General features: G+C 33.9%; 19 protein-coding genes and 1 tRNA gene. 11 read left to right on the top strand and 9 right to left on the bottom strand.

The window, feature by feature from the left end; genetic code table 11:
• The first annotated feature begins 381 nt into the window (after nt 1-381).
• The 5 genes from F6K27_RS07935 to F6K27_RS07915 all read left to right on the top strand — a co-directional run bounded on the left by F6K27_RS07935 (nt 382) and on the right by F6K27_RS07915 (nt 4,811).
• Nucleotides 382-1,563 (top strand): cyclic nucleotide-gated ion channel, encoded by a 1,182-nt coding sequence (locus F6K27_RS07935; protein WP_287274949.1) that lies wholly within the window; start codon nt 382-384, stop codon nt 1,561-1,563.
• A 45-nt stretch (nt 1,564-1,608) separates the two neighbouring features.
• Nucleotides 1,609-1,737: a hypothetical protein gene (locus F6K27_RS07930; protein ID WP_287274947.1), complete on the top strand. Its 129-nt coding sequence runs from the start codon at nt 1,609-1,611 to the stop codon at nt 1,735-1,737.
• A gap of 2 nt (nt 1,738-1,739) precedes the next feature.
• Nucleotides 1,740-2,339, top strand: coding sequence for a tRNA-(ms[2]io[6]A)-hydroxylase (locus tag F6K27_RS07925; protein WP_124143455.1), 600 nt, complete (start codon nt 1,740-1,742; stop codon nt 2,337-2,339).
• Between the two features lie 710 nt (nt 2,340-3,049).
• Entirely contained in the window at nt 3,050-3,538 is a 489-nt protein-coding gene (locus tag F6K27_RS07920) for a GNAT family N-acetyltransferase (protein WP_287241229.1), read from the top strand.
• A gap of 91 nt (nt 3,539-3,629) precedes the next feature.
• The gene (locus tag F6K27_RS07915; protein WP_287274945.1) at nt 3,630-4,811 is read left to right on the top strand and encodes an FtsW/RodA/SpoVE family cell cycle protein; all 1,182 of its coding nucleotides are present in this window, start codon (nt 3,630-3,632) and stop codon (nt 4,809-4,811) included.
• A gap of 421 nt (nt 4,812-5,232) precedes the next feature.
• Here F6K27_RS07915 and F6K27_RS07910 read toward each other — a convergent pair whose 3' ends face one another.
• Both F6K27_RS07910 and F6K27_RS07905 read right to left on the bottom strand, forming a co-directional pair.
• Complete coding sequence (locus F6K27_RS07910; RefSeq protein WP_287274943.1) at nt 5,233-5,889, bottom strand: Crp/Fnr family transcriptional regulator; 657 nt, start codon at nt 5,887-5,889, stop codon at nt 5,233-5,235.
• 443 nt (nt 5,890-6,332) lie between these two features.
• Nucleotides 6,333-7,349 (bottom strand): CHAD domain-containing protein, encoded by a 1,017-nt coding sequence (locus F6K27_RS07905; RefSeq protein ID WP_287274941.1) that lies wholly within the window; start codon nt 7,347-7,349, stop codon nt 6,333-6,335.
• 470 nt (nt 7,350-7,819) lie between these two features.
• Here F6K27_RS07905 and F6K27_RS07900 point away from each other — a divergent pair, with 470 nt between their 5' ends.
• The 3 genes from F6K27_RS07900 to speD all read left to right on the top strand — a co-directional run bounded on the left by F6K27_RS07900 (nt 7,820) and on the right by speD (nt 10,446).
• Complete coding sequence (locus F6K27_RS07900; RefSeq protein WP_287274940.1) at nt 7,820-7,960, top strand: hypothetical protein; 141 nt, start codon at nt 7,820-7,822, stop codon at nt 7,958-7,960.
• Nucleotides 7,961-8,781: 821 nt separating this feature from the next.
• On the top strand, nt 8,782-9,837 hold the full coding sequence (locus F6K27_RS07895; protein WP_287274938.1) for a pentapeptide repeat-containing protein: 1,056 nt from the start codon (nt 8,782-8,784) through the stop codon (nt 9,835-9,837).
• Between the two features lie 162 nt (nt 9,838-9,999).
• Nucleotides 10,000-10,446, top strand: a complete 447-nt coding sequence (speD, locus tag F6K27_RS07890) for an adenosylmethionine decarboxylase (protein ID WP_124147074.1) — start codon at nt 10,000-10,002, stop codon at nt 10,444-10,446.
• A gap of 512 nt (nt 10,447-10,958) precedes the next feature.
• Here the strand turns inward: speD and F6K27_RS07885 are convergent.
• On the bottom strand, nt 10,959-11,537 hold the full coding sequence (locus tag F6K27_RS07885; protein WP_124147073.1) for a hypothetical protein: 579 nt from the start codon (nt 11,535-11,537) through the stop codon (nt 10,959-10,961).
• A 143-nt stretch (nt 11,538-11,680) separates the two neighbouring features.
• Here F6K27_RS07885 and queF point away from each other — a divergent pair, with 143 nt between their 5' ends.
• On the top strand, nt 11,681-12,115 hold the full coding sequence (gene queF / locus F6K27_RS07880; protein WP_287274937.1) for a preQ(1) synthase: 435 nt from the start codon (nt 11,681-11,683) through the stop codon (nt 12,113-12,115).
• An 811-nt stretch (nt 12,116-12,926) separates the two neighbouring features.
• Here the strand turns inward: queF and F6K27_RS07875 are convergent.
• The 4 genes from F6K27_RS07875 to F6K27_RS07860 all read right to left on the bottom strand — a co-directional run bounded on the left by F6K27_RS07875 (nt 12,927) and on the right by F6K27_RS07860 (nt 16,833).
• Nucleotides 12,927-14,453, bottom strand: a complete 1,527-nt coding sequence (locus F6K27_RS07875) for a hemolysin family protein (RefSeq protein WP_287275061.1) — start codon at nt 14,451-14,453, stop codon at nt 12,927-12,929.
• A 342-nt stretch (nt 14,454-14,795) separates the two neighbouring features.
• Nucleotides 14,796-15,005, bottom strand: coding sequence for an IS200/IS605 family accessory protein TnpB-related protein (locus F6K27_RS07870; protein ID WP_287274936.1), 210 nt, complete (start codon nt 15,003-15,005; stop codon nt 14,796-14,798).
• 495 nt (nt 15,006-15,500) lie between these two features.
• A complete protein-coding gene (locus F6K27_RS07865) occupies nt 15,501-15,659 on the bottom strand; it encodes a hypothetical protein (RefSeq protein WP_205127523.1) in 159 nt (52 codons plus the stop codon).
• Between the two features lie 505 nt (nt 15,660-16,164).
• On the bottom strand, nt 16,165-16,833 hold the full coding sequence (locus F6K27_RS07860) for a hypothetical protein (protein ID WP_287274935.1): 669 nt from the start codon (nt 16,831-16,833) through the stop codon (nt 16,165-16,167).
• Between the two features lie 186 nt (nt 16,834-17,019).
• Between F6K27_RS07860 and F6K27_RS07855 the strand changes: the two genes are divergently transcribed.
• Both F6K27_RS07855 and F6K27_RS07850 read left to right on the top strand, forming a co-directional pair.
• Nucleotides 17,020-17,092: transfer RNA gene (locus tag F6K27_RS07855), tRNA-Ile, on the top strand.
• A gap of 121 nt (nt 17,093-17,213) precedes the next feature.
• On the top strand, nt 17,214-17,354 hold the full coding sequence (locus tag F6K27_RS07850; RefSeq protein ID WP_287274933.1) for a hypothetical protein: 141 nt from the start codon (nt 17,214-17,216) through the stop codon (nt 17,352-17,354).
• 2,549 nt (nt 17,355-19,903) lie between these two features.
• Here the strand turns inward: F6K27_RS07850 and F6K27_RS07845 are convergent.
• A complete protein-coding gene (locus F6K27_RS07845) occupies nt 19,904-19,978 on the bottom strand; it encodes a transposase family protein (RefSeq protein WP_287275059.1) in 75 nt (24 codons plus the stop codon).
• Nucleotides 19,979-20,165: 187 nt separating this feature from the next.
• Nucleotides 20,166-20,450: a hypothetical protein gene (locus tag F6K27_RS07840; RefSeq protein WP_287274930.1), complete on the bottom strand. Its 285-nt coding sequence runs from the start codon at nt 20,448-20,450 to the stop codon at nt 20,166-20,168.
• Between the last annotated feature and the right edge of the window lie 311 nt (nt 20,451-20,761).

Genomic DNA, 20,761 nt, shown 5'->3' with positions numbered 1-20,761 from the left:
AGTTTGATGCATATACCGTATTACTCTCTTCTGTCTATTGCCTTTTTTACTGATTAATTTTACTGTAGAAAAGAATGGGTTGGTTAAGACTTATGCAGATAATAAATCTTAAACGGGGAAATATTCTTTCCACTGTTACTTGTTACCGAATAATTAAAGTTTAAAGCCTCTCCTTTAAAGGAAAAAAAAGTTGTCGTTGTGTAGCTTCCCGAAGAGTAAGATAGCTAGGTTTCAGAGCCATACCCAATCGACCAAGAGAAGAAAAAATTTTCACGCTCCGCGTCAATCCTCTTCTTTTCAAGGAGAGGTAATTGTTAATTATTAATTATTAATTATTAATTATTGAACTGTTCCCTACTATAATTACTTAACAAAAATAAAGTGAAAATTCCCACACTTCATCCCGATAGTAAATTTATTAGATCCTGGCAAGTATTAATTGTATTCATTACTATTTATAATGCTTTAATAGTTCCATTTAGAATTGCTTTTAAAAATAAATTTGATAGTTTCTGGGTTATATTAGACATTATAGGAGATGTAATTTTAATTCTTGATATATGTATTCGATTTCATATTGGCTACTTTGAGTATGGAGAATATATTCAAGACAAAAAAAATATCGCTCAACGTTATCGAAATCGACTCTTTTCAAGACATTTAGTAGCTAGTATTCCCGGAGATTTAATTGCCAGAATATTTGCACCCAAATCACTATTTATTATTGCTTTATTGAGATTCCCTCGTTTATTTCGACTACCTCAATTTTATCGGATTTTTAACAGATGGGAAACTAATGTAAATATTAACCCTACCTTGATTAGAATGTATAAATTAGTGATACTAATTATTTTAATTACTCATTGGGTAGCTTGTATCTGGTTTATGATCGGTAGTTGGGAACCTAACGCTGAAAATTCTTGGTTGATTAGAAATTCCCTACAATCAGCAAGTATAAGAACTCAGTATATTAATTCCCTTTATTGGGCAATTACAACTCTGACTACTGTAGGATATGGAGATATTATTCCCACTACTGAAATTGAAATAATATTTACCTTGGTAGTTATGTTTTTAGGAATATCTATGTATGCTTATATTGTTGGCAATGTATCTTCATTAATTTCTAACCTAGATGCTACAAAAGCCAGATATAGAGAAAAGTTAGGGCAAATTCAAACCTATATGCGAGAAAACAAAATTTCCCCTAAGTTACAACAAAAAATTAGAGATTACTATCAATATAGATGGATTGAAAATCACGATATTAGAGATTACCACATACTCGAAGAATTACCAGAACCTTTAAGAATGAAATTAGCATTAGAACTGCACAAAGAAGTAATTGAAAAAGTGCCTATTTTTCGAGGAGCAACTACAGATTTTTTTGAAGAAATAGTAATGGCTTTAAAGCATGAAATATTACCACCTAATGAATATATAGTTCGAGAAGGAAATTGGGGTTATGAAATGCACTTTATTAAACGTGGTTTAGTACAAGCATTCTCAGAAAAAACTGGTATTATATACAGGAATATGGGTGCATGTAAATTTTTTGGATAAATTGCTCTAGTATATGAACAACGACGTACTTCATCAATCATCACATTGACTTACTGTGAATTATTTATTTTAGAAAAAGATGACTTGAAAAAAGTGTTAGAAAATTATCCAGACCTTGCAGCTAATCTTAAAAAAACAGCAAAAGAACGTTATAAAAATGAACACAAGGAATAAATATGCAACTAACAAAAACACCAACCATTAAATATATTAAACAACCAACTTCACAAGCTTGGATAGAACAAGCGATCGCCAATCTAGACACTATATTATTAGACCATTCTCACTGTGAACGAAAAGCAGCAGGAGTAGCTTTAAATTTAATGTTTCGCTATCCTTCAAGTACGAAACTTATCAAAAAATTAACGGCTATTGCCAGAGAAGAATTAGAACATTTTGAGCAAGTAAACCAATGGTTAGAACGCCGTAATATTCCATTAGCTCCTCTAAATTCTCCTCCTTATGGAGCAGCTTTAAATAGTAAAGTGCGACGGAATGAACCTGAAAGAATGTTAGATTTATTATTAGTTTACTGTTTAATTGAAGCTCGAAGTCACGAACGTTTAGGATTACTTGCAGATTACTGTCCAGAACCAGAGTTAGCAAAATTTTATCGTAGTTTAATGGCATCTGAAGCCAGACATTATGGAATATATTGGATTTTAGCCACAACTTATTTTGAACAAGAAAAAGTAGAGGAAAGATTAGAGGAATTAGCAATATTTGAAAGTGAAATTCTGAGCAATTTACATCCCGAACCACGCATTCATAGTTAACTAGCTATCAGCTTTTAGCTCTCAGCTCTCAGCTCTTATGAGGGTGTTTATATGAATATGACTTTAAAGGGTGAACGGCCGTTAGCTTCGCATAACTATCGTTAACGCACCTAAAGAGGTAGGGAAGTAGTAAACATCAGAATAATACACACCTACTGGCTAATAATCTCTCAAAAAATTATTGAATTTTACTAATTACTTAATCATTAAAGTCTGGCATAAATATAGTATTATTTTTGAGAAATTGTATTAAATATTAGGTGGCGTGGTAATTTATTTTTTACTTTGTTCAATCAAGATTACTAATGTGTATCTTGATAATTTATATCATGTCCGAACGCAATCGTTTGTGTAAACCTAAGGGTGAATATCTACAGGAAATTTAGATTTTTTTCTTGCTCAATAGCCTTCCTCTCTCTTCTTTCCTCTTCCCTCTTCCTTCTTCCTTACCTTTGCTATACAATACCGATGCTACCAGACATGATATTATTTGTTTGAAAATTAAAAATAAACAATGTGGTATTTGCTTATAGGAATTCTATTTCAATTGCAGGTAAACAAATCTTTGAATTTAGGCAACAGGTAACAGGGGTAAAAGTTTGAGAATTTTTATATATCCTTTGATTTTTGACAAATCATTTAAGATTACTATAAAACCTTTAACCTACCACCTACCATCTAAAACCTTCTACCTAAAACCTTCTTAAATTATGAAAAAATATTATCGTGATTTTGTAATTAGAAATTGGCAACCAGATGACCGTCAAATAGTAGCAAATATTATCAGTTCTGTTCTGGCAGAATACGGTTTAAACTGGGAACCCAAAGATGCAGATCGAGATGTCTTACAAGTAGAAAAATTTTATCAAAATGTAGGAGGAGAATTTTGGGTAATAGAAAAACAAGAAAAAATATTAGGCACTGCCGCATATTATCCAATTTCACGAGGTAATAAAGCAGCCGAAATTAGAAAGATGTACTTATTGCCAGAAGTCAGAAATCAAGGTTTAGGAAAATTTTTATTAAAAGAATTAGAAAACAAAATTATAGAATGTAAATTTCAAGAAATTTGGATAGAAACAGCAACAGTATTGCAAGAAGCTGTTAAATTATATGAAAGTAGCGGTTATCACTTAACAACTGGTGTAGAAACCAAACGCTGCGATCGCATTTATCAAAAAATTCTAGACACAAAATAAACAGTAAATTAATTAAGATTGTCGCCTTAGATGAGAAAAATTTACCTACCACCTAACACCTAACACGCAACAAAAGCGTAACAAAAATAATATGGATTTACGTTATCTCATTCCCTTTTTCGACCCCAAAGTCCAAACATGGACTATAGAAGCTAGACTATTGCGATGGTTCACATTCCTCTGGTTATTTATCGGTTTAGTAGTATTGTTTTCCGCCTCCTATTCCAGTGGTGCAACAGAATATGGAGATGGTCTATACTTTTTTAAAAGGCAGTTAATATGGGCTTTAGTAGGAACGATCGGATTTAATATAATTGTTTATACCCGCTTATCTACTATGCTGCAAACTGCCAAAATAGGCATAATTTTAATACTCACTCTACTATTTCTCACCCTGGTACCAGGAATAGGAACTACAATTAATGGTGCAACTCGCTGGATATCTTTAGGCCCAGTAGTTATTCAACCATCTGAACTAATGAAACCTTTTTTGGTGCTGCAAGCAGCTCATTTGTATAGTAAATGGAATCGCTTGACTTGGTTAGTGAGGATAACTTGGTTATGTACTTTTTCTCTAATCCTAGCATCCATCTTACTGCAACCAAACTTAAGTACCACCGCCTTATGCGGTATGATTCTATGGTTTATTGCCTTTGCTGCAGGACTACCTTACTTTTATCTTGGAGGTATTGCTTTAGCTGGATTTCTTTTAGCTACCATTAGCGTCAGCATTAATGATTATCAGAGGAGGCGAGTTCTTTCTTTTACAAATCCTTGGGCAGATTCAATGGGGGATGGTTATCAGTTAATTCAAAGTTTACTAGCAGTCGCTTCTGGAGATATTTGGGGCAGCGGTTTCGGTTTATCTCAGCAAAAGCTACATTTTCTTCCTATTCCATATAGTGACTTTATATTTTCTGTTTATGCTGAAGAGTTTGGTTTTGTGGGAGCCTTATTACTGTTAATATTATTAGCTATATACAGTATTATTGCTTTGAGAGTTGCCTTAAAAGCTACTAGAATGGCACATCAACTTGTAGCCATTGGAGTAATGATAGCTTTAGTAGGTCAGTCTTTCTTAAATATAGGTGTTGCGACTGGGATACTGCCAACTACAGGTTTACCATTGCCAATGTTTAGCTATGGCGGTAGTTCAATGATTGGTAGTTTGTCGCTAGCTGGATTATTAGTTAGAGTAGCTAGAGAAGAAAATCAGGCAGATGTTTTAATCTTGAAAGAACGTCGCTTACGAAGACAACGCTATGTGCAATAGATATCTCCAGAAAAGAGGCAGTAAGCAGTAGGGAACCCACCCCTAACCCCTCCCAGGAGGGGAAATAATTGATAATTTCTGTGTGATATCATGTCCGGTAGCATCGGTATTGTATAGCTAAAGTAAGGAAGAAGGAAGAAGGAAGAGGGAAGAGGCCGGAAGGCTAAAGTTAAGAGCAAGAAAAAACTTAAATTTAATCATATATTCATGCTTGGGTTTACACAAACAATTGCGTTCGGACATGATATGATAATTGATTTTATTTTTGATTTGTGGAGATTCCTAATATAGCACTACAAGAACTGGTTAGGACATTTTTCAATGTTAAAACCCTTTTACATTTTGCTATTCTCTGTTCCCTGTTCCCTGTTCCCTGTTCCCTATTCCCTATTCCCTAGCGCTATAATTTATTAGAGTAAGTTTAGTGATTATTGTTACTGACAAATCCAAATAAATCTGATGAGTATGCAAAAGCTTCATTTTTTAATATCAGATGACGATCTTTATCTTTACTGAGCCATCCTTGCTGTTGTAATTTTCCCAAAATTCTCGTGACAGTTACTCGCGTTGTACAAATTGCACCAGCAATATCTTGATGAGTCAAGCGAATACTCAACCGAGTACCATCAGTCACTGGCTGGCCAAATTCTTGCTTCAACAATAATAATAACTGATGGAGACGGTCTTCTACTCGTCGTTGTCCAACAATCGCTAACAAGGCCTCTGTTTGCCGAAATCGTCTTCCTAATTGAGGTAACAATTCTTGGGCTAATTTTGGGGAAGCCTCTATCTCGATCATTGTGTACCACATTAGACAAACATCTGACAAAGCATTTGCCCGATAAGTCTGCAAGTGGGAAAAACAACTACCAAAGCACATAGAAGGTCCAACCCATCCGAGTAGACCTTCTTCGCCTACTGGATAAAGAGTACTGAGTCGCACTAAACCTTGACAAATTTGCCAGACACCTTGCGACATTAAAGGTATTGTTTCTCCTTTATTAAAAAAGTGTAGATGACGTTCAGAACTTGTATTGTAATTATTAGTTTCTATAGTTGCTCTAGAAGTTTGAGCCATATTTATACATTCCAGTTTACATATACTGGTTTTATATACATAGTACTCAGACTATCCTCACAAAGTAAAGATTAGGTAATTAAAAGATTAGTAATAGGTTAAACTTTTTTTATCATCATTCAATCCCACTCAGTAAGGCAGGATAAACAAGCATCATTTTTTTTAGATGAGATAAATTTTATAGCAGAAGGAAGAAGGGGCTTAGTTATCTATCTAGGAGAGGACCGAAAGAGCGAAAAATCTTTCATTGTCTGAGTTTTAAGCTTTTAATATGTCCTAAACTTTGCTTCGACTGCTATACATATTTTCTTTTCTGCTTTTTACTCAATCTTTACCTACTACCAATTTTGGATAAATAAACTTCTTGCAAAAGTAAAAATTAAATATTCACTTCTTTTTTTGTTTTTTCTTTTACCTCTACAAGAAGTCTAATACACCAGAATTTATATCGCAGGTCGCAATAATTCAGAGCGGAAATTTTGTCTAACTTGAATATTAAGATATCGTCTTTGCAAAACCTGCCATTTTTGCCATGCTTGATGCCAATTTTGTTGGAGTTGCTTCTCTAAGGTAGGAAGAACTTTGTCAATTTTAGATTGCAAAACTTTTTCCAAAAATTCTCTTAAAACAGCACCATCTTGAATATCACCCAGATATTCCTGAATTTCTTTCATATCTTTTAAATAAGCTTCATAAGTCTGACCATAAAATTCAGTAAACAAGCTCATCTGGTAACGAACCCGCTTTACTTCTTTACGCAGACTATGTAGATTTTCCTCATCTTTATCGCTAATACTTATAAAAGAAACATCATTATTTATTTTGACAACTTGATGCTTGGAATTAGTTTTTTGTAGTAAAAAATCCTGATTATCACTTGTTTCTAAATCCTCTGTTTCAATACCAACCAACCAGCCAGGATGAAGCAGTAATTGACTAACTTCAGGTAATAATAAATCTGGTAATACCTCTTGAATAGGCAGGCGAGAAATATCTGTATAAATTGGCTTATCCAACCATTCCTGTAATTTCTGCTTCAACATTAGATAATTCTTATTTCCAAGTATTCCTCGTACTTTTTTAAAAGCTTGACGACGTTGTTTTCGTAATTGCTGCATAACCTTCTCTAACTCTGCCTGTTCTTGAGGAGGTAAATTTGGTTGATAGCGATTTTGAAGCGCTTCTAAAAGAACATCTAAATCTCTTAAACCCCCTAAACAACGAGCAATTTTACCAATTTTTTGATCTTGAGCTGCTTTTGGCAAAGTGACAACTGGCCTAAAACCTTGAGCAGCAGAGCGCAAGCGACGCATACCCACACGCATTTGATGTAGTTCCTCTGGGTCTTGATCTTTGAGTACCTCTGGTTCGTGTCTGAGGGTTTTCTGAAAATGCTTTTCAAAAGCTAAGGATGCCCAGTCTCCAAGACTATTTACTTTCGGCAATACTTGTGTTGTCATAGTTAATTGAAACCCTAACTCAACTTTTGCAGTCACGTCTACAATATTCTGAAAAACTTCTATAATAACACTTTTTGTGGATTTTTAACAAATTTTATTGTCTATTTGTTGCTGCCTCAACTCTTTTACAGCAATTTTCTACTTAAATAAGGTAGAGAGTTTTGGAGTTTTAAGTGAATAGAAAACAAGACAAGAATTAAGATTAAGATTAATATTAATATAACTTACGCAAAAATACTGTATGTAGTAAACAAAAACTATAGTAACACACTATATATAGCATTGATAACTGGGAAATGTGTAACTCCCCATAGAGTCACATTCATTAACTATGACGTAAAGACGTTGTATATAAGGTATCTATATATTTATATTTGAAGAAGCAAGCTTTATAGAGGTTATTCAATTAGACTTGATATCAGGCATACTTTAAATTCTTAATTAGGGCTTGCTGATTAAATCTAAAAGCATTGACAGATAAAGATTTTAGCCTTTTTGGGGGCGAAAAAAGTACTTGGTTTTCAGCTCTTCACGCTCAAAAAGGAGCGTATTTTAGGCTCATAGTTGGGCAGAAAAATTTAGGGACAATTCTTACTCCTAACTTCCTCTAAATTTCCATTTCTCCTGTCTCCTGTCTCCTGTCTCCTGTCTCCTCCTCCATCAAAAAGACTTTATTCAGCAAACCCTAATTCTTTTTACAATATCATAAAAAAAACTTTTTGTCAATTAAAATCTTTTAAGTATAAAGATTTCAGACTGCTCTAACAAAAATTTGTCTAATCGTCAATTGTCAGCTATCATTTTTACTAACGAAGCAGCCAATTTCAAAAAAATTAGGCACTGATGGATCAAATAGATATAAGCAATAAATGCAGTATAAAAACATCAGATACTCAAGGTTCAGCTTCAGACGAACCTGATAGCTTAATTATTGTGCAGCTTAATAATAACAATAACCTGCAATCTAGTTGTCCCACGAACTATCAGGGAGGTGACACTAGCTGAACAGACCCGCAGCCACACAAGGGTCTCTAGACTACAAGGATGCCAGCAAATAACTCCTGTAATTTGATCAATACAATCAATACAACAAATAGTAATTAGTCATGGAGTAAAGTTCTATTATCCAAGACTGATGAACCTATTCAAACTAGTGGTCTGTAAAATTAATACTGTCCATAGCTTTTTTCTAATTCCCTCATTTTTAAGGGTAGTTAGGGGGGATAAAACCCGTCAATAATATTTTGACAGACCACTAGGACATCCCAGATGAGGGCTGCGCCGACAAACTTTGTTTAGCATTAACAAAAAATAATTTCTGTTGAAAGTTTAACCAAATATAGAATCCTTTAACCCTTATAAACTTTTTTTGGCAATTAACAGGAAATCAAGCAAATAAACAAAAATCTAGATCAATTAACAGATTTATTTTATGAATGTCAGCGAGCTTTTAAGTGCAAATGAACTATTAATTAGACACTCAAAGGGAGAAAGAGATTTTCAAGGTTCTAACCTAGTTGCAGTGAATTTAGGTGCAGCTAACCTGAATCGAAGTGATTTAAGTAATGCTAGTTTAAAAAATTCTTACCTAGCTAAAACTAAACTAATTGGAGCTAATCTAGTTGGTGCAAATTTTAGTAATGCTAATCTTTCTGAAGCTAAGTTAATTGAAGCTAATTTGAGCGCTACGAGCTTTACTAAAACCACTCTTATTAAAGCCGATTTAAGTGGAGTAATTCTGAGTGGGGCTATTTTTTCAGAAGCAGATTTAACAGAAGCTATTCTGATTGGCACTAGCATGGTCGGAACTTGTTTACTGAATGGCTCAAAACTGATTGAAGCCAACCTAACAGGAGCTACCCTCAGTCGTGCTATTCTCAGTGGCGCAGACTTAACTAAGGCCACTTTGAATCGGGCAATTATGAGTGAGGTAGATCTAAGTGGCACTATATTAAATCAGGCAAGTCTAATTCGAGTTTATCTACAACGAGGAAATCTCAGTGGTGCAAAATTAATCAAGGCAGATTTAATAGAAGCAACTTTGGTAGAGGCCAACCTTTGCGCTGCTCACTTAATTGAGGCAGACTTACAAGGAGCAAACCTGAGCAATGCTAATCTAAGTGGAGCAAATTTGAGTGGGGTTAATCTACAAGGAGCAAATCTTAGCAATACTAATCTCAATGGTGTTAATCTTGAACAAGCAGACCTGCGAGCTGTTGACTTGAAAAAAGCTAACTTAAGAGGTGCTAACTTGAAAGCGGCCAATCTCTCAGGAGCAAATTTATTGGAAGCTGATTTGCGAGGTGCTAATTTACAGAAAGCTAATCTTTACGGTTCCGGTTTATTGCTAGTATCTCTCAAAGGTGCTGATTTAAAAGAAGCTTGCCTGTGTGGTGCTAACTTGATTGGGTCTAGTTTAAATCTTTCTGCTCTTGAGGACGTTTGCTTAAAAGAAGCAATTATGCCAAATGGTTCAACTCACAGATAGAGTTAAAATAGATATAGATTTAGATTTATGGAGCAAGTCTAGCTAAAAAGCTAAATTCTCCAAAAGTGGTTACATGAATTACTCATAATTCAAAAATACAAAAGTTTTGTGATAAACTAATAAATTTGAGACTTTAATCGGGTGGAGGTATAACCGCGTAGAATGAAACAATTGGGAACCCATCTAGTCGTTGATGCCTGGCAGTCCCCTGCAGAACTGCTCAACGATTCTGAACGTATCCGTTGCTCTTTAATTGATGCAATTACAGCAGGAGGAGCAACCCTCATAGATTTATGTGTTCATCAGTTTAGTCCTCATGGAGTTACTGCGACGGCAACACTAGCAGAGTCTCATATTGCCATCCATACATGGCCTGAGTTAGGTTACTTTGCTGCTGACTTATTCTTTTGTGGTCATGGAAATCCGCATAAAGCTGTAGAGATTCTAGAAACAGCTCTCCAAGCTAAACAAATAAAATTGACTGAGATAAAGCGCGGTTTTGACCCTGGGATGGGAGTCCAAGATACTTCTACAAAAGATCGTAATGTTAACAGTTTTACCGAAAAACAGGCTTTAAAGCCTCGCCGTTTCAGGGCGACTTTGTGTTAAGCTTGGATTAGTACCTGACCCTCTACTTCGTAGGCTAGAGAAATCATTTGGAGGCAAAGAGTACGAGAAGGTCAAAACTAAGAACCTGTGGTGGCGAAGGCACAGTCAAAACAGCTAGAGAAACTAACAAAGTACCAACCATTTAATCAAACTCTATTTCTGGTAAAATCATTATGGTCGGATATCCGAGAACTGAGGCTAACCACCTGAACGACTGAGGACAGTCCCGCTTCTGGTTAACTACTGCGCGAGTAGAGAGAGTTAAGCGGTCTGAATATCCAGTAATCCCTGACGAGTCTGGGAGAAATCAACTCCCTGAAGTAAGTAGAGTATGTCAAACAAACGAGTTTAGCAAGAGGATGAACAACCAATATAAATTAATAATAACTAAATTACATATATGCTTGGTTTGAGTTAACAACCCCACGACTAAAGCCGTGGGATTATAATAATGTATTTGAGTCTGTAACTTCTTAGGTGAGTATTGGTTATTCCAGTAGCGAAGCGGAGCATTATCGCTGATTTAAAATTGGACGAACAACCCAATACCCAGCACCAAATGCAGCAATTACAATCAAACAAATAGCAACTACTAACCAAATTCCATTGAGGTCAGATACTTGTGTGGAATTAGAAGTTTTGCTGTAGCTACTTATATCTGGTTCTTCTGTATATAGATACTCTGGAAAATCTGGATCTGCTTTTTTAGAGTCGGTAAATGGTAGAGAAGGTGAGGAAGATGATGTTTCAGGAGAATCTACTTCAAAATCAGAATTAAAAGAGTTATCTCTAAAAGTATCTACCTTAAGTTCAGAGTTGGGAAAAGAAGACATTTGAGGTTGAGTTACTAGCACAGAAGAATTTATAATTTCTTGTAGCTGTGTCGCAGAATGAATCACTTTTTCAAATTCTCTTCTGAGTTTTTGATTTTGCTGGATTAACTGTTCATTATGAACTTTGAGTGATTCTAGCTTAATTTGAGTTGCTTGTAGTTCAGCAGTAGCTTCTCTATATACAGAAATAGGTATAGATGGAGAGTAGTTATTTTCGGAATTATGTCCCATCTGACTAGATGCGCTAATATTTTGCATTATTTTACTACTATGATATTTTTCAATAATTATGGGGGATAATTAGTGAAATTAGAGCAATAAAATATAAATTAGTCAAGTCACGATTAAAGAAAAGCATTTACTTCTACAAATTGTATTTCCAAATTGTTTAATTAATATCTATGAATTATTCTGAAACTAACCATGAACTTTCTCAAGAGTTTAATATGCAAGAAGCTAAATATGGAGAGCGGAATATATTAGAAGGAGAGTTAATTACTTTTCCTAATCCCCGTGTTGGACGACGTTATGAAATTAACATTACTTTACCAGAATTTACTTGTAAATGCCCTTTTTCTGGTTATCCAGATTTTGCCACAATTGACGTAAAATATGTTCCAAATGAACGAGTGGTGGAATTGAAAGCACTGAAATTGTATATTAATAGTTATCGCGATCGCTATATTTCCCATGAAGAATCAGTGAATCAAATTTTAGATGATTTTGTAGCAGCTTGTGACCCTTTAGAAGTAAAAATTAAAGCTAATTTTTATCCACGAGGAAATGTTCATACTACTATTGAAGTCGAACATTATAAAGAAAATTTAGATAAGTAATTACAGGGTAAGTATTCAGCTAGCTTGCGGTCAGCTTTGCTAATTAAGTTTTAATAAAAATCTATTAAACCGATAGTTAGTTGAGCTTTTAATGATGAGCTAAACTTTTTTAGTGTGCCATTTTTTAATGATTTTGTAAATTGGCGATCGCTGTATATTTAATTAGGGTCTGCTGAAAAAATTAGTTGGTGGGGGTAGGACACGGCGGCGCGGAGATGGGAGGAACAGGCAAAGGTTTCAGCTATTTTATGTGAAGAAATTTTCTTGAATTTCAGCAGAAAATTTCAGTATTTTGAGGGAAATAAGAGCCAATAACTAGGAGATAAGCTGAATATACAAAGCTCCATTACCGTCAGCTATCCTGACTTTTAGCTTTATTGAGCAAGCCCTAATTAGTTCAAAAAAATGAGCAATTCTGGGTATATTTTCACGTCAAACTAGACAAAAAATGGCTTATAAATATAGCATATAATATTTTTGCAAGAGGTGTACTATATTATATGCAGAAAAAAGTAACAGACAACAAAAATGAGGATTAACTTGATATTTACCGAATAATTAAGGTTTAAAACCTCTCCTTTAAAGGAGAAAAAAGCCGTGAGTCTTCGGAGCTTCCCTTAGGGTGGGATGGCGATCTTCGGAGCGGGTCTGTAAGAACGGGTCTCGGAGCCATATCCATGAGACCAAGAGAAGAAAAAAATTTCTCTACCGCATCAATTTTCTTCTTTTCAAACAGAGGTAATTATTAATTATTAATTATTAATTATTGAACTCTCCTCTTAGAACCAGAAAACTTGCTATAATAAAGGTTTTAGTTCATATCTTGAGGGTCAGTTTCAGCCTGAAAAACTGAGCTATCAATTAGTTCATCTGATGTAGTTTGATTGACTTTTTCTCCTGCTTCATCTTCTAAAAACGCATTAACAATTTGCTCATTTTCTAACTCTTCTAATTGACTAATTTTAATTTGATCGAGACGTGGACCTTCGGCAGAAATAATAGTAAATTCAAGATTTTCATACCATAACTTTTCTCCAGCAGTAGGTATTTTTTGTAACTGATAAATCAAAAATCCTCCCAAAGTTTGATAATCTTCAGTTAGAGGTAAATCTAAATTCAATAGTTCATTAACTTCTTCTACACTTAACTGTGCTTGCACAATAAAAGTCTTATCGTCTAACATTTGTAGAGTAAATTCTTCAGTACCAGTTACTTCATAACTATTACCGCCGATAATTTCAGCAATCAAATCCTCTCGCGTAATTAACCCAGCAGTACCACCAAATTCATCTACTACTATTACCATTTCTGGGTGCTGACGACTGTTTGGAATTTGACGCATTCTTTGCATCAATGATAATAACTTGCTCAAATACATTTGTCCAGATACAAACCTTACAGGACGAATCCAAGGTATAATTAAAGTTTGTGAGGATAATAAACCTTTTGCTAAAGGTTGAGCCAATTCTTTGAAATCTATAATACCCTGAATGTCGTCTATGGACTCACCAATGACAGGATAACGAGAATGACCAGATACCTTAATTTCATCTAACAAATTTTTAAAAGTAGCCGTACTAGAGATAGCATCTATATTAGTGCGTTGAACCATGACTTCTAAAGCTGATACTTCCCCAAATTCAAAGACATTACTAAGTAATTGTCGTTCTTCTGCTTCTAAACCAGTTGATTCAGTAGAAGTAGAGATAATTAATTGTAATTCTTCAGGGGTAACAGGTGTTTTCCAGACACTGCCAGTGTATTTAATTCCTATCAGTCGTAATAACCAACGAGTAGATTGATTTAATACCCAAATAAATGGATTAAAGAAGCGAGAGATAGCTAGACTCAAAGGACCAAATAATCTCGATAATTTTTCTGAATATAATAGTGCTACTGATTTTGGGCATAATTCTCCTAGGACAATTTGCAGGTAAGCCAAAATAAAAAAGGTGACAATTGGGATAGCTAGGGAGTGAGCGATCGCTTGAGTAACATGAATAGGTAGGGGTAGTTTAACTATTGCAGATCTAACAATTACTGCCATAGTTCCTTCAGCAATCCAACCTAAAGCTAAACTAGACAAAGTAATACCTAACTGAGTGGTTGAGAGTAGTCTGTCTATATTTTTTTGAAGTTGTTGAACAATTTTCGCTTGAACATCACCTGCATCGACTAATTGATTAATGCGGGATCTACGCACAGAAACTATAGAAAATTCTGCCACCACAAAAAAGGCATTGATGATAATTAGCAGAAAGACTGACAAAAGTCGCGACATTATCTCTGTCGATGTCAGGATTTCTAAGCTTGGCATTTCTCCCAAACTTATTGCCATTGATTCTGCCTCAGACCTCTGAAAATTTTCATGTTTAATATTTAACAATTTATAGTTTATAAGAATATAGTCACATAAGACATATCCTTCGGATCGCAGGTGTTATCCTGACGCTCGTGAACTACAGCACCCTCGCTTCCCATGGTCAAAGACAAAAGATAGCTATTTTTCTCATAATATTCAAATAACCGTTAACATAACTCATTAATTAATCCTTTGCTGGCAGTGCGATTGCATTCCTCTTTTTATTCTTTTTCCAGAAAAGGTGACATGATTTTTCTGACCTTTCTTGTACACTGGAATCAAATCATTATCTATAAAACTTGCTTTTGAGGTGTAAGATTATTCTGTAATAATTACATCTATCCCTACCATCTTGGCTTTATAAGATAACATTTCTATTAACCTGTTATAGGGAACACAGACAAAATTTTGATTATTTCTTTTCCCTAAATTTATCTTCTGTTTCCACTCTTCATTGTGCCCAATTATCAAAGTTCCTATTTTCTGATTAATTAGAGTATCAATAATCAAAGGGGATGCAATACGCAAGATAATCGTTGATTTTAAATTCTCTTTTTAAGATCAGCTTTTTCAGTCTCAGACTCGATCTATTTTCCTGGAGTTGAGATTGTTGGAAGCTTTTAACTTTATTATAGTATTGATTGATAATAGATTTTAACGGTCTGCCATTTATCTAGAGTGGTTTGATTCCAGCTTGATTAAAAGTTAATGTAGCTAAGTTGTTTAATCCTATATAAATACTGGCACAACGATTTTTCTCTAGCTCGTATTGTTTTTCATTAGCTTTATAAATGACCTCTATTACATAATGATTAATTTTAGGGACCAGACGAACTTGTTTAATTTATGAAGTAGGTACTAATGTTTTTAGATCAATCCATGTTTTACTTGGATTAATAATTCCTTGTTTAACTTGCCTATGGCTGATGGCTTGTTTTGTATAAACTACAATATTTATTCCCGTTATTTTATTTTTATATCCCGGAATACGAGGACGAGCATTAAACTTTGATGGCTTGGTGTTTATAAACTTCGTTCGCTGCTAAAAAACTCTTCGGTGTTTCGATCTATTATCATCAAGATTTGTTGAGATACTTTAGCTGGCATTGCTTGATAGTCTCCTTGAGATTGTAGCTTCTTTTGCAAGTCCAAATAGTGACGATAAATATTTTCAAATATCAAAGACTGATGAACTAAATAATTAGCATGAGTTTAAGATATTTTTCGACAAGAAACACAGTACCTCAATTTCAGGATAAAACCGATGATTTTTTTGAATCATAAGTCTCTCAAATAATCTGATAAATCAAGGGGTTAAAATTATATTAGGAGCCGAGCATTTATTAATCTTTATTATGGTGATTTAGCCAGGGATTCTCAGCTACCTGCCGATTATACCATTAAACATAAGGCCTTTGAGTTATTAAATTTTGTCAAATATTTAGTAGCTAGTGAGTACAATTTCACGAAGATATTTGACATTGTTTGACTACATAAGACTATATTTATGTACAACGTTGATTATACCATTAAATCTTGGGCAACTTCATTAGATTTCTTTGCTCTTCAAAGTTAAAATTTAATTTTGCTTTCTCTGACGATTGATTAGAGATAAATAAATTAACTTATGTGATAGATAACTTTTTTTATCTAACTAACAACCTACTCAAAAAAATATCTAATCCACTTAATCTATTTTGATTCTAGACATTTTTAAATCTAAATTTTGACCAGGATAATCTGTGAGTTCCAAGGAAAGTTCTTTGGCATTATCTAATAATGCAACTGGAATCGTAATAATACCATAATATCTTCTACCATTGGGTGGTAATTCTCCTGGTAAATCTTCTGTACTTGCGCTGAGAGACCTTCCCTGGTCATCTGTAACATTCAAAAAACTGTACAGAAATCTTACAGATCGGTCTCCTTCATTTTTTAAATTGACATCTAAAACTAGAGAATTACCCCATCGACGAACATCATTAACTTCTAGAGCTACTCCAGCGTCACTACTCACAATTGGAAAACTTTGCTGGGATTGATTTTCTTGAGAAGACTTTGCTTTGGCTTGTTTGTTCTGGGAGTCTTTTTTAGTAGTTTTTTCTTCAATTACTCCACCATTTCTGATAATATTTTTTACAGTGGTAATAATTTTTTCCTCTTCTAACAAGACTAATCCTTCTTTGCGATTTGAACTGTCTCTAGCACCTGCTAAATTATTAGTGGGACGAGTATCTGGTTGAGTAATTCCTTTTAAAGCTTCCCTTCCTAGCTTAAACCCCCAAGAAGCACTACCCAAACCTGCACCAAACATTAGGGTTAGTAAGCTTAGAGTTAGCACAATACTAGAATTCATAGTTTTTTTATTTCTTAGGCATAATATTGTTTTCTGTTATGATATACTATATTTTAGTATAAATTTAGAAATATTTATGTCCAAAAATTTAACTTAACTCCAGAAACTATGTTATGATACGTTAGGTTATCTGAGAAAAGTCCAAGCTAGCTTAATGTGACGATATAAAGGTAAACTTAGAAATAGGCGCCTTTGGCCGATTGGGGAGGCAGCGAGCTCATAATTCGCTTTCAGGCTGGTTCGATTCCAGCAGGGCGCATACAACTCGATCAAATTAATTCCTCGAAATATACTAAAATCTTTGCTGGTTAAAGGTTTTAGCATTTTATATCTTAAATGGAGCCAGAGGACTCCCGGTATAATATCCGATTTACCGGGAAATGAATCGCGACCAAACAAAAAATAAGCACACCATTCAGATAGAATTATCGGGACTGGTGGTGGTGCATAGTAATGGTAAAGGAAGCACCGGGAGTTTGGGGGGGATGGGGGGATGGGGAGATGGGGAGTGTGGGAGATGAGGAGTGTGGGAGAAATTAAAAAATATGTATCCTACCATTACTATGCAGGACTATCTCGGGACTTAGGCAAATATAGATGGGCAGAGGCTTTTGCGTTAAAAAGACATAAATACTGAATTACTAAGGGTTCTAGCCATTTTTAAGGCATCGATGTAATTTCCTTGTCTAGACTGACTTTAACGCATTTTTCCTACTATAAAATGCCTAAGTACTACTAACTTCTTTGTAAATCAGGAAAAAAATCCATATCAGGACTTTGATATTTTTGACGGTGAAAATGGCTTTAAACTCAACAGTAGCAAAGAAAATACGTCAACAGGATAAAAATGGTTCTTTGGGTAGCATGACCCAGGAAAACCTAAGATATATCAAGAAATAGCCTATTTTAACGTTAAAGCATTACCCAGCAAGATTTTAAGGCTTTTTTTAAGGCGTTTTTTGCTAAAGTCCCGATATATAGCAGTCGAAGCAAAAGTTAGGACACTAGACAGTGCAAAGTTCTGGGAATAACTATTGCTAGTCAAGGGTTTCACGGACTCAAGGTTAAAAATTCTCCATTCACAACAGTAGGTGCTGTAAACCTTTCCCAGTAACACTTTCAATCTTGAGAGCCAACTGTTTTTTAGCAGAACTTTGTACTCTCCAGTTAGGACATATCAAAAGCTTAAAACTTAGACAACGCAAAATTTTTCCAACTTCTGTCCTTCCTTCTTTCTTCTGCTATGCAAGTATCAGCATTATTTATAATTACTATAATTATGACTTATTTAAACTTGTCCATGTCTTGAAGAAGTAGGTACAAATACTAAAATAATTAAAAATTATCAAAAATTAAATTAAACATTAGTTATTTAAAATAAAATTAGCAAAATTAGTTCAACATCCCTTTTTAAGGTGCAATTTAGGGCGAAAAAAGATGCAATCGCACCTCTATTTCCTACTCCTATATAAAAAGCTGAAAATCTTGATAGATAAACAATACAGCATTGATTGCTCAAAAGTAAAATTTAGTGTATTTTGGAATTAAGAATTTGGCTATGCCTAGAAGCTTAATAAAATGAATTGAGATAAATGGGATTGCAAAACAGAAATTGTAAATATAGGTAGAGTATATTAATGGCAATCAAGCTCAGAAAAAAATTGTCACATTCCAACTCCCTAAAAGGGCACAAAATTTATCATTCCTGAATAAGCTACAACGAATACTCAAACCCTTGAAATTCCAAGAAAACTATACTGGATAGTACGGTGACATTTTTATCCTTCCTGTTTGTTCAGCCAATCATAATCATCAGCAACCCAAAAGCATTTTTCGACTCCCTACTCCCTAACCGAAAATAATTTTGTGGTCTACTTAAATAGACATCTCCAAAAATCATCAGGCACTTGCTATAACTATCTTTACTGGAGCGATCGCCAGCTCCTCCAGAGCGTCATTTTTTACGCGTTTTACAGTATTATGCCAACTTGATAAATGTTTACTACAAATAGCTAGCATATTTCTTAGGAGTCAGGAGTCAGGAATCAGGAGTCGTATGGGAATAGCTTTAATAGCAGTTTTTAAGTCTGAATTTATCTTTTTAGCCCAAGAGACATCTCCTATAAAGTATTTTAATTGCCCTGATTATTCGTAACATTCTTTTTTTTAATAGTATTATAGACAGTCATTGTTAATTATTAAACATTTTTATCTAGTTTTTTATTACTATATTAGACATCTCCAAAAATACTCAAAGGCCTATCCTAACTATCTTTAGTGGAGCGATAGCGTACGCTTAACCGGAGGTTATCGCCACTCATGAAGGTAGTTAATTTGTACAGTTTTATGGTTATCAGAGATACTTCGTGTTACTAATATAAATATTTATTGTACTTTTATTTCTTATTTTAATCTCAAATTTTGATGACTTTTACTAAAATAAATGAGTCAATTATTAGTCTAACTAAACCACATATTGTTCAGATTACTTTTTGATAATTATTATCTTTTAATCTGCATCTTTATCTAGGAAATCCAAATATTTTAATTAATCTTATTACATGTTCTACAAATATTCTATTTTTGGCTTTTTCTTGATTTTATTCTTTGATTTATGGTGGCATTTCTTTTGTTCTTGGTTTCTTTTTTGGTGTAGTTGTTCTTTCTACTTCTTCATCAGCTTTATCTCCTTGAAATTTTTGTTTTTTATCAAACTCCCATTCGTTGTTTTCTGAATATATTTACATCATTTACTAGACCTTTTTATCCTACTATTACATCTACTATTTCTTTTCCTGTCTTGAGTGCTTCTTACATTCGCCGTGCGACGGCGAATTAAGCACTCGCTTTTGGTGTCGTTATTATTTGATTTTTAAAAGTATGATTTTTCTTTTTTCCTGAGTAATATTTTTCTTGGTCTTTATATCACTTGGTCTTTCTCTACTTTGTTCTATACTATCTACAATTAATTCTAATTCTGTTAATATCTCCTTTACCAATTCCAATTCATTTTCTTTTTTTTTACTTGTTATAATCAGCTTGCTGGCAGTAATTCTCTGAGAATATCTATCTAGTAATGAAAAATATTATTAGCACTTGATTCACTTATACGAAAGTTGATTCCTAATGTTTGAAAACTTGGTATTTGATGTAAATAAAATAACGTTAAAATTATTTCTTATTCCTGAGTTAAATTCTTTTTTCTTCCTCCATCTGCTGTAATTAATCTTTTTTCTGTTTTGGCGTTGGCGGAGCCTAGCGGCAGCTACATCGCCTCTTTTTTTTCTGATTCTATTATTTGGGCATTTTCTATTAATTTTATTAGCTGTTTGTCAGTAATAACAATAATTCTTTTTGTTGATGAGTGGATGGTTATAAATATATTCTAAAATTGGATTCATTTGGGATACTGCATACATAAATGGTTTTGATGATTTTACCTGATTTTCTATTTTGGAGATATCTATTGCTCCTAGTAGCTGAAATGTTGGTACATGATGCAAATAATATAACGTCAAAATTATTTCTTCCCCCTTGCTTAAAGACTTTTTTCTTGCTCCTACTGCCTTGATTAATATTTTTTCTTGACTAGCGTTAGCGTTAGCGATGCGGAGCATTATCGCCTGTCTTTTTTTTATTCAACTTTTTGAGGATTTTCTATTAATTTTATTAGTTGTTTATCTGTAATACCAATAATTTTTTTTTGTTGATGAGTGGATGATTATAAATATATTCTAATACATTAGACTAATTGCCAAAAGTAATTATCTACTTAGGTAACACTTCAGTTATTAAGTAATTAAACTATCCTAATATTTTTTTTTGCTAATTTGAGCGTATTTAATATGAATTATTATTATTTTTACTTCTCCCCCACTCCCCCACTCCCATACTCCCATACTCAAGAAAATGTAGAAAAGTTTTTGAG

The organism is Okeania sp. SIO2F5 (assembly GCF_010692685.1).
In the GTDB taxonomy this organism is placed as follows: Bacteria; Cyanobacteriota; Cyanobacteriia; order Cyanobacteriales; family Microcoleaceae; genus Okeania; species Okeania hirsuta.
This window is presented reverse-complemented; position numbering and strand designations above follow the sequence as displayed.

Coding starts and splice junctions, on each gene's coding strand:
- F6K27_RS07925 (WP_124143455.1), top strand. CDS start 1,740: ATGCAACTAACAAAAACACCAACCATTAAATATATTAAACAACCAACT.
- F6K27_RS07920 (WP_287241229.1), top strand. CDS start 3,050: ATGAAAAAATATTATCGTGATTTTGTAATTAGAAATTGGCAACCAGAT.
- F6K27_RS07915 (WP_287274945.1), top strand. CDS start 3,630: ATGGATTTACGTTATCTCATTCCCTTTTTCGACCCCAAAGTCCAAACA.
- F6K27_RS07910 (WP_287274943.1), bottom strand. CDS start 5,889: ATGGCTCAAACTTCTAGAGCAACTATAGAAACTAATAATTACAATACA.
- F6K27_RS07905 (WP_287274941.1), bottom strand. CDS start 7,349: ATGACAACACAAGTATTGCCGAAAGTAAATAGTCTTGGAGACTGGGCA.
- F6K27_RS07895 (WP_287274938.1), top strand. CDS start 8,782: ATGAATGTCAGCGAGCTTTTAAGTGCAAATGAACTATTAATTAGACAC.
- speD (WP_124147074.1), top strand. CDS start 10,000: ATGAAACAATTGGGAACCCATCTAGTCGTTGATGCCTGGCAGTCCCCT.
- F6K27_RS07885 (WP_124147073.1), bottom strand. CDS start 11,537: ATGCAAAATATTAGCGCATCTAGTCAGATGGGACATAATTCCGAAAAT.
- queF (WP_287274937.1), top strand. CDS start 11,681: ATGAATTATTCTGAAACTAACCATGAACTTTCTCAAGAGTTTAATATG.
- F6K27_RS07875 (WP_287275061.1), bottom strand. CDS start 14,453: ATGGCAATAAGTTTGGGAGAAATGCCAAGCTTAGAAATCCTGACATCG.
- F6K27_RS07860 (WP_287274935.1), bottom strand. CDS start 16,833: ATGAATTCTAGTATTGTGCTAACTCTAAGCTTACTAACCCTAATGTTT.
- F6K27_RS07850 (WP_287274933.1), top strand. CDS start 17,214: ATGAATCGCGACCAAACAAAAAATAAGCACACCATTCAGATAGAATTA.
- F6K27_RS07840 (WP_287274930.1), bottom strand. CDS start 20,450: ATGCTCCGCATCGCTAACGCTAACGCTAGTCAAGAAAAAATATTAATC.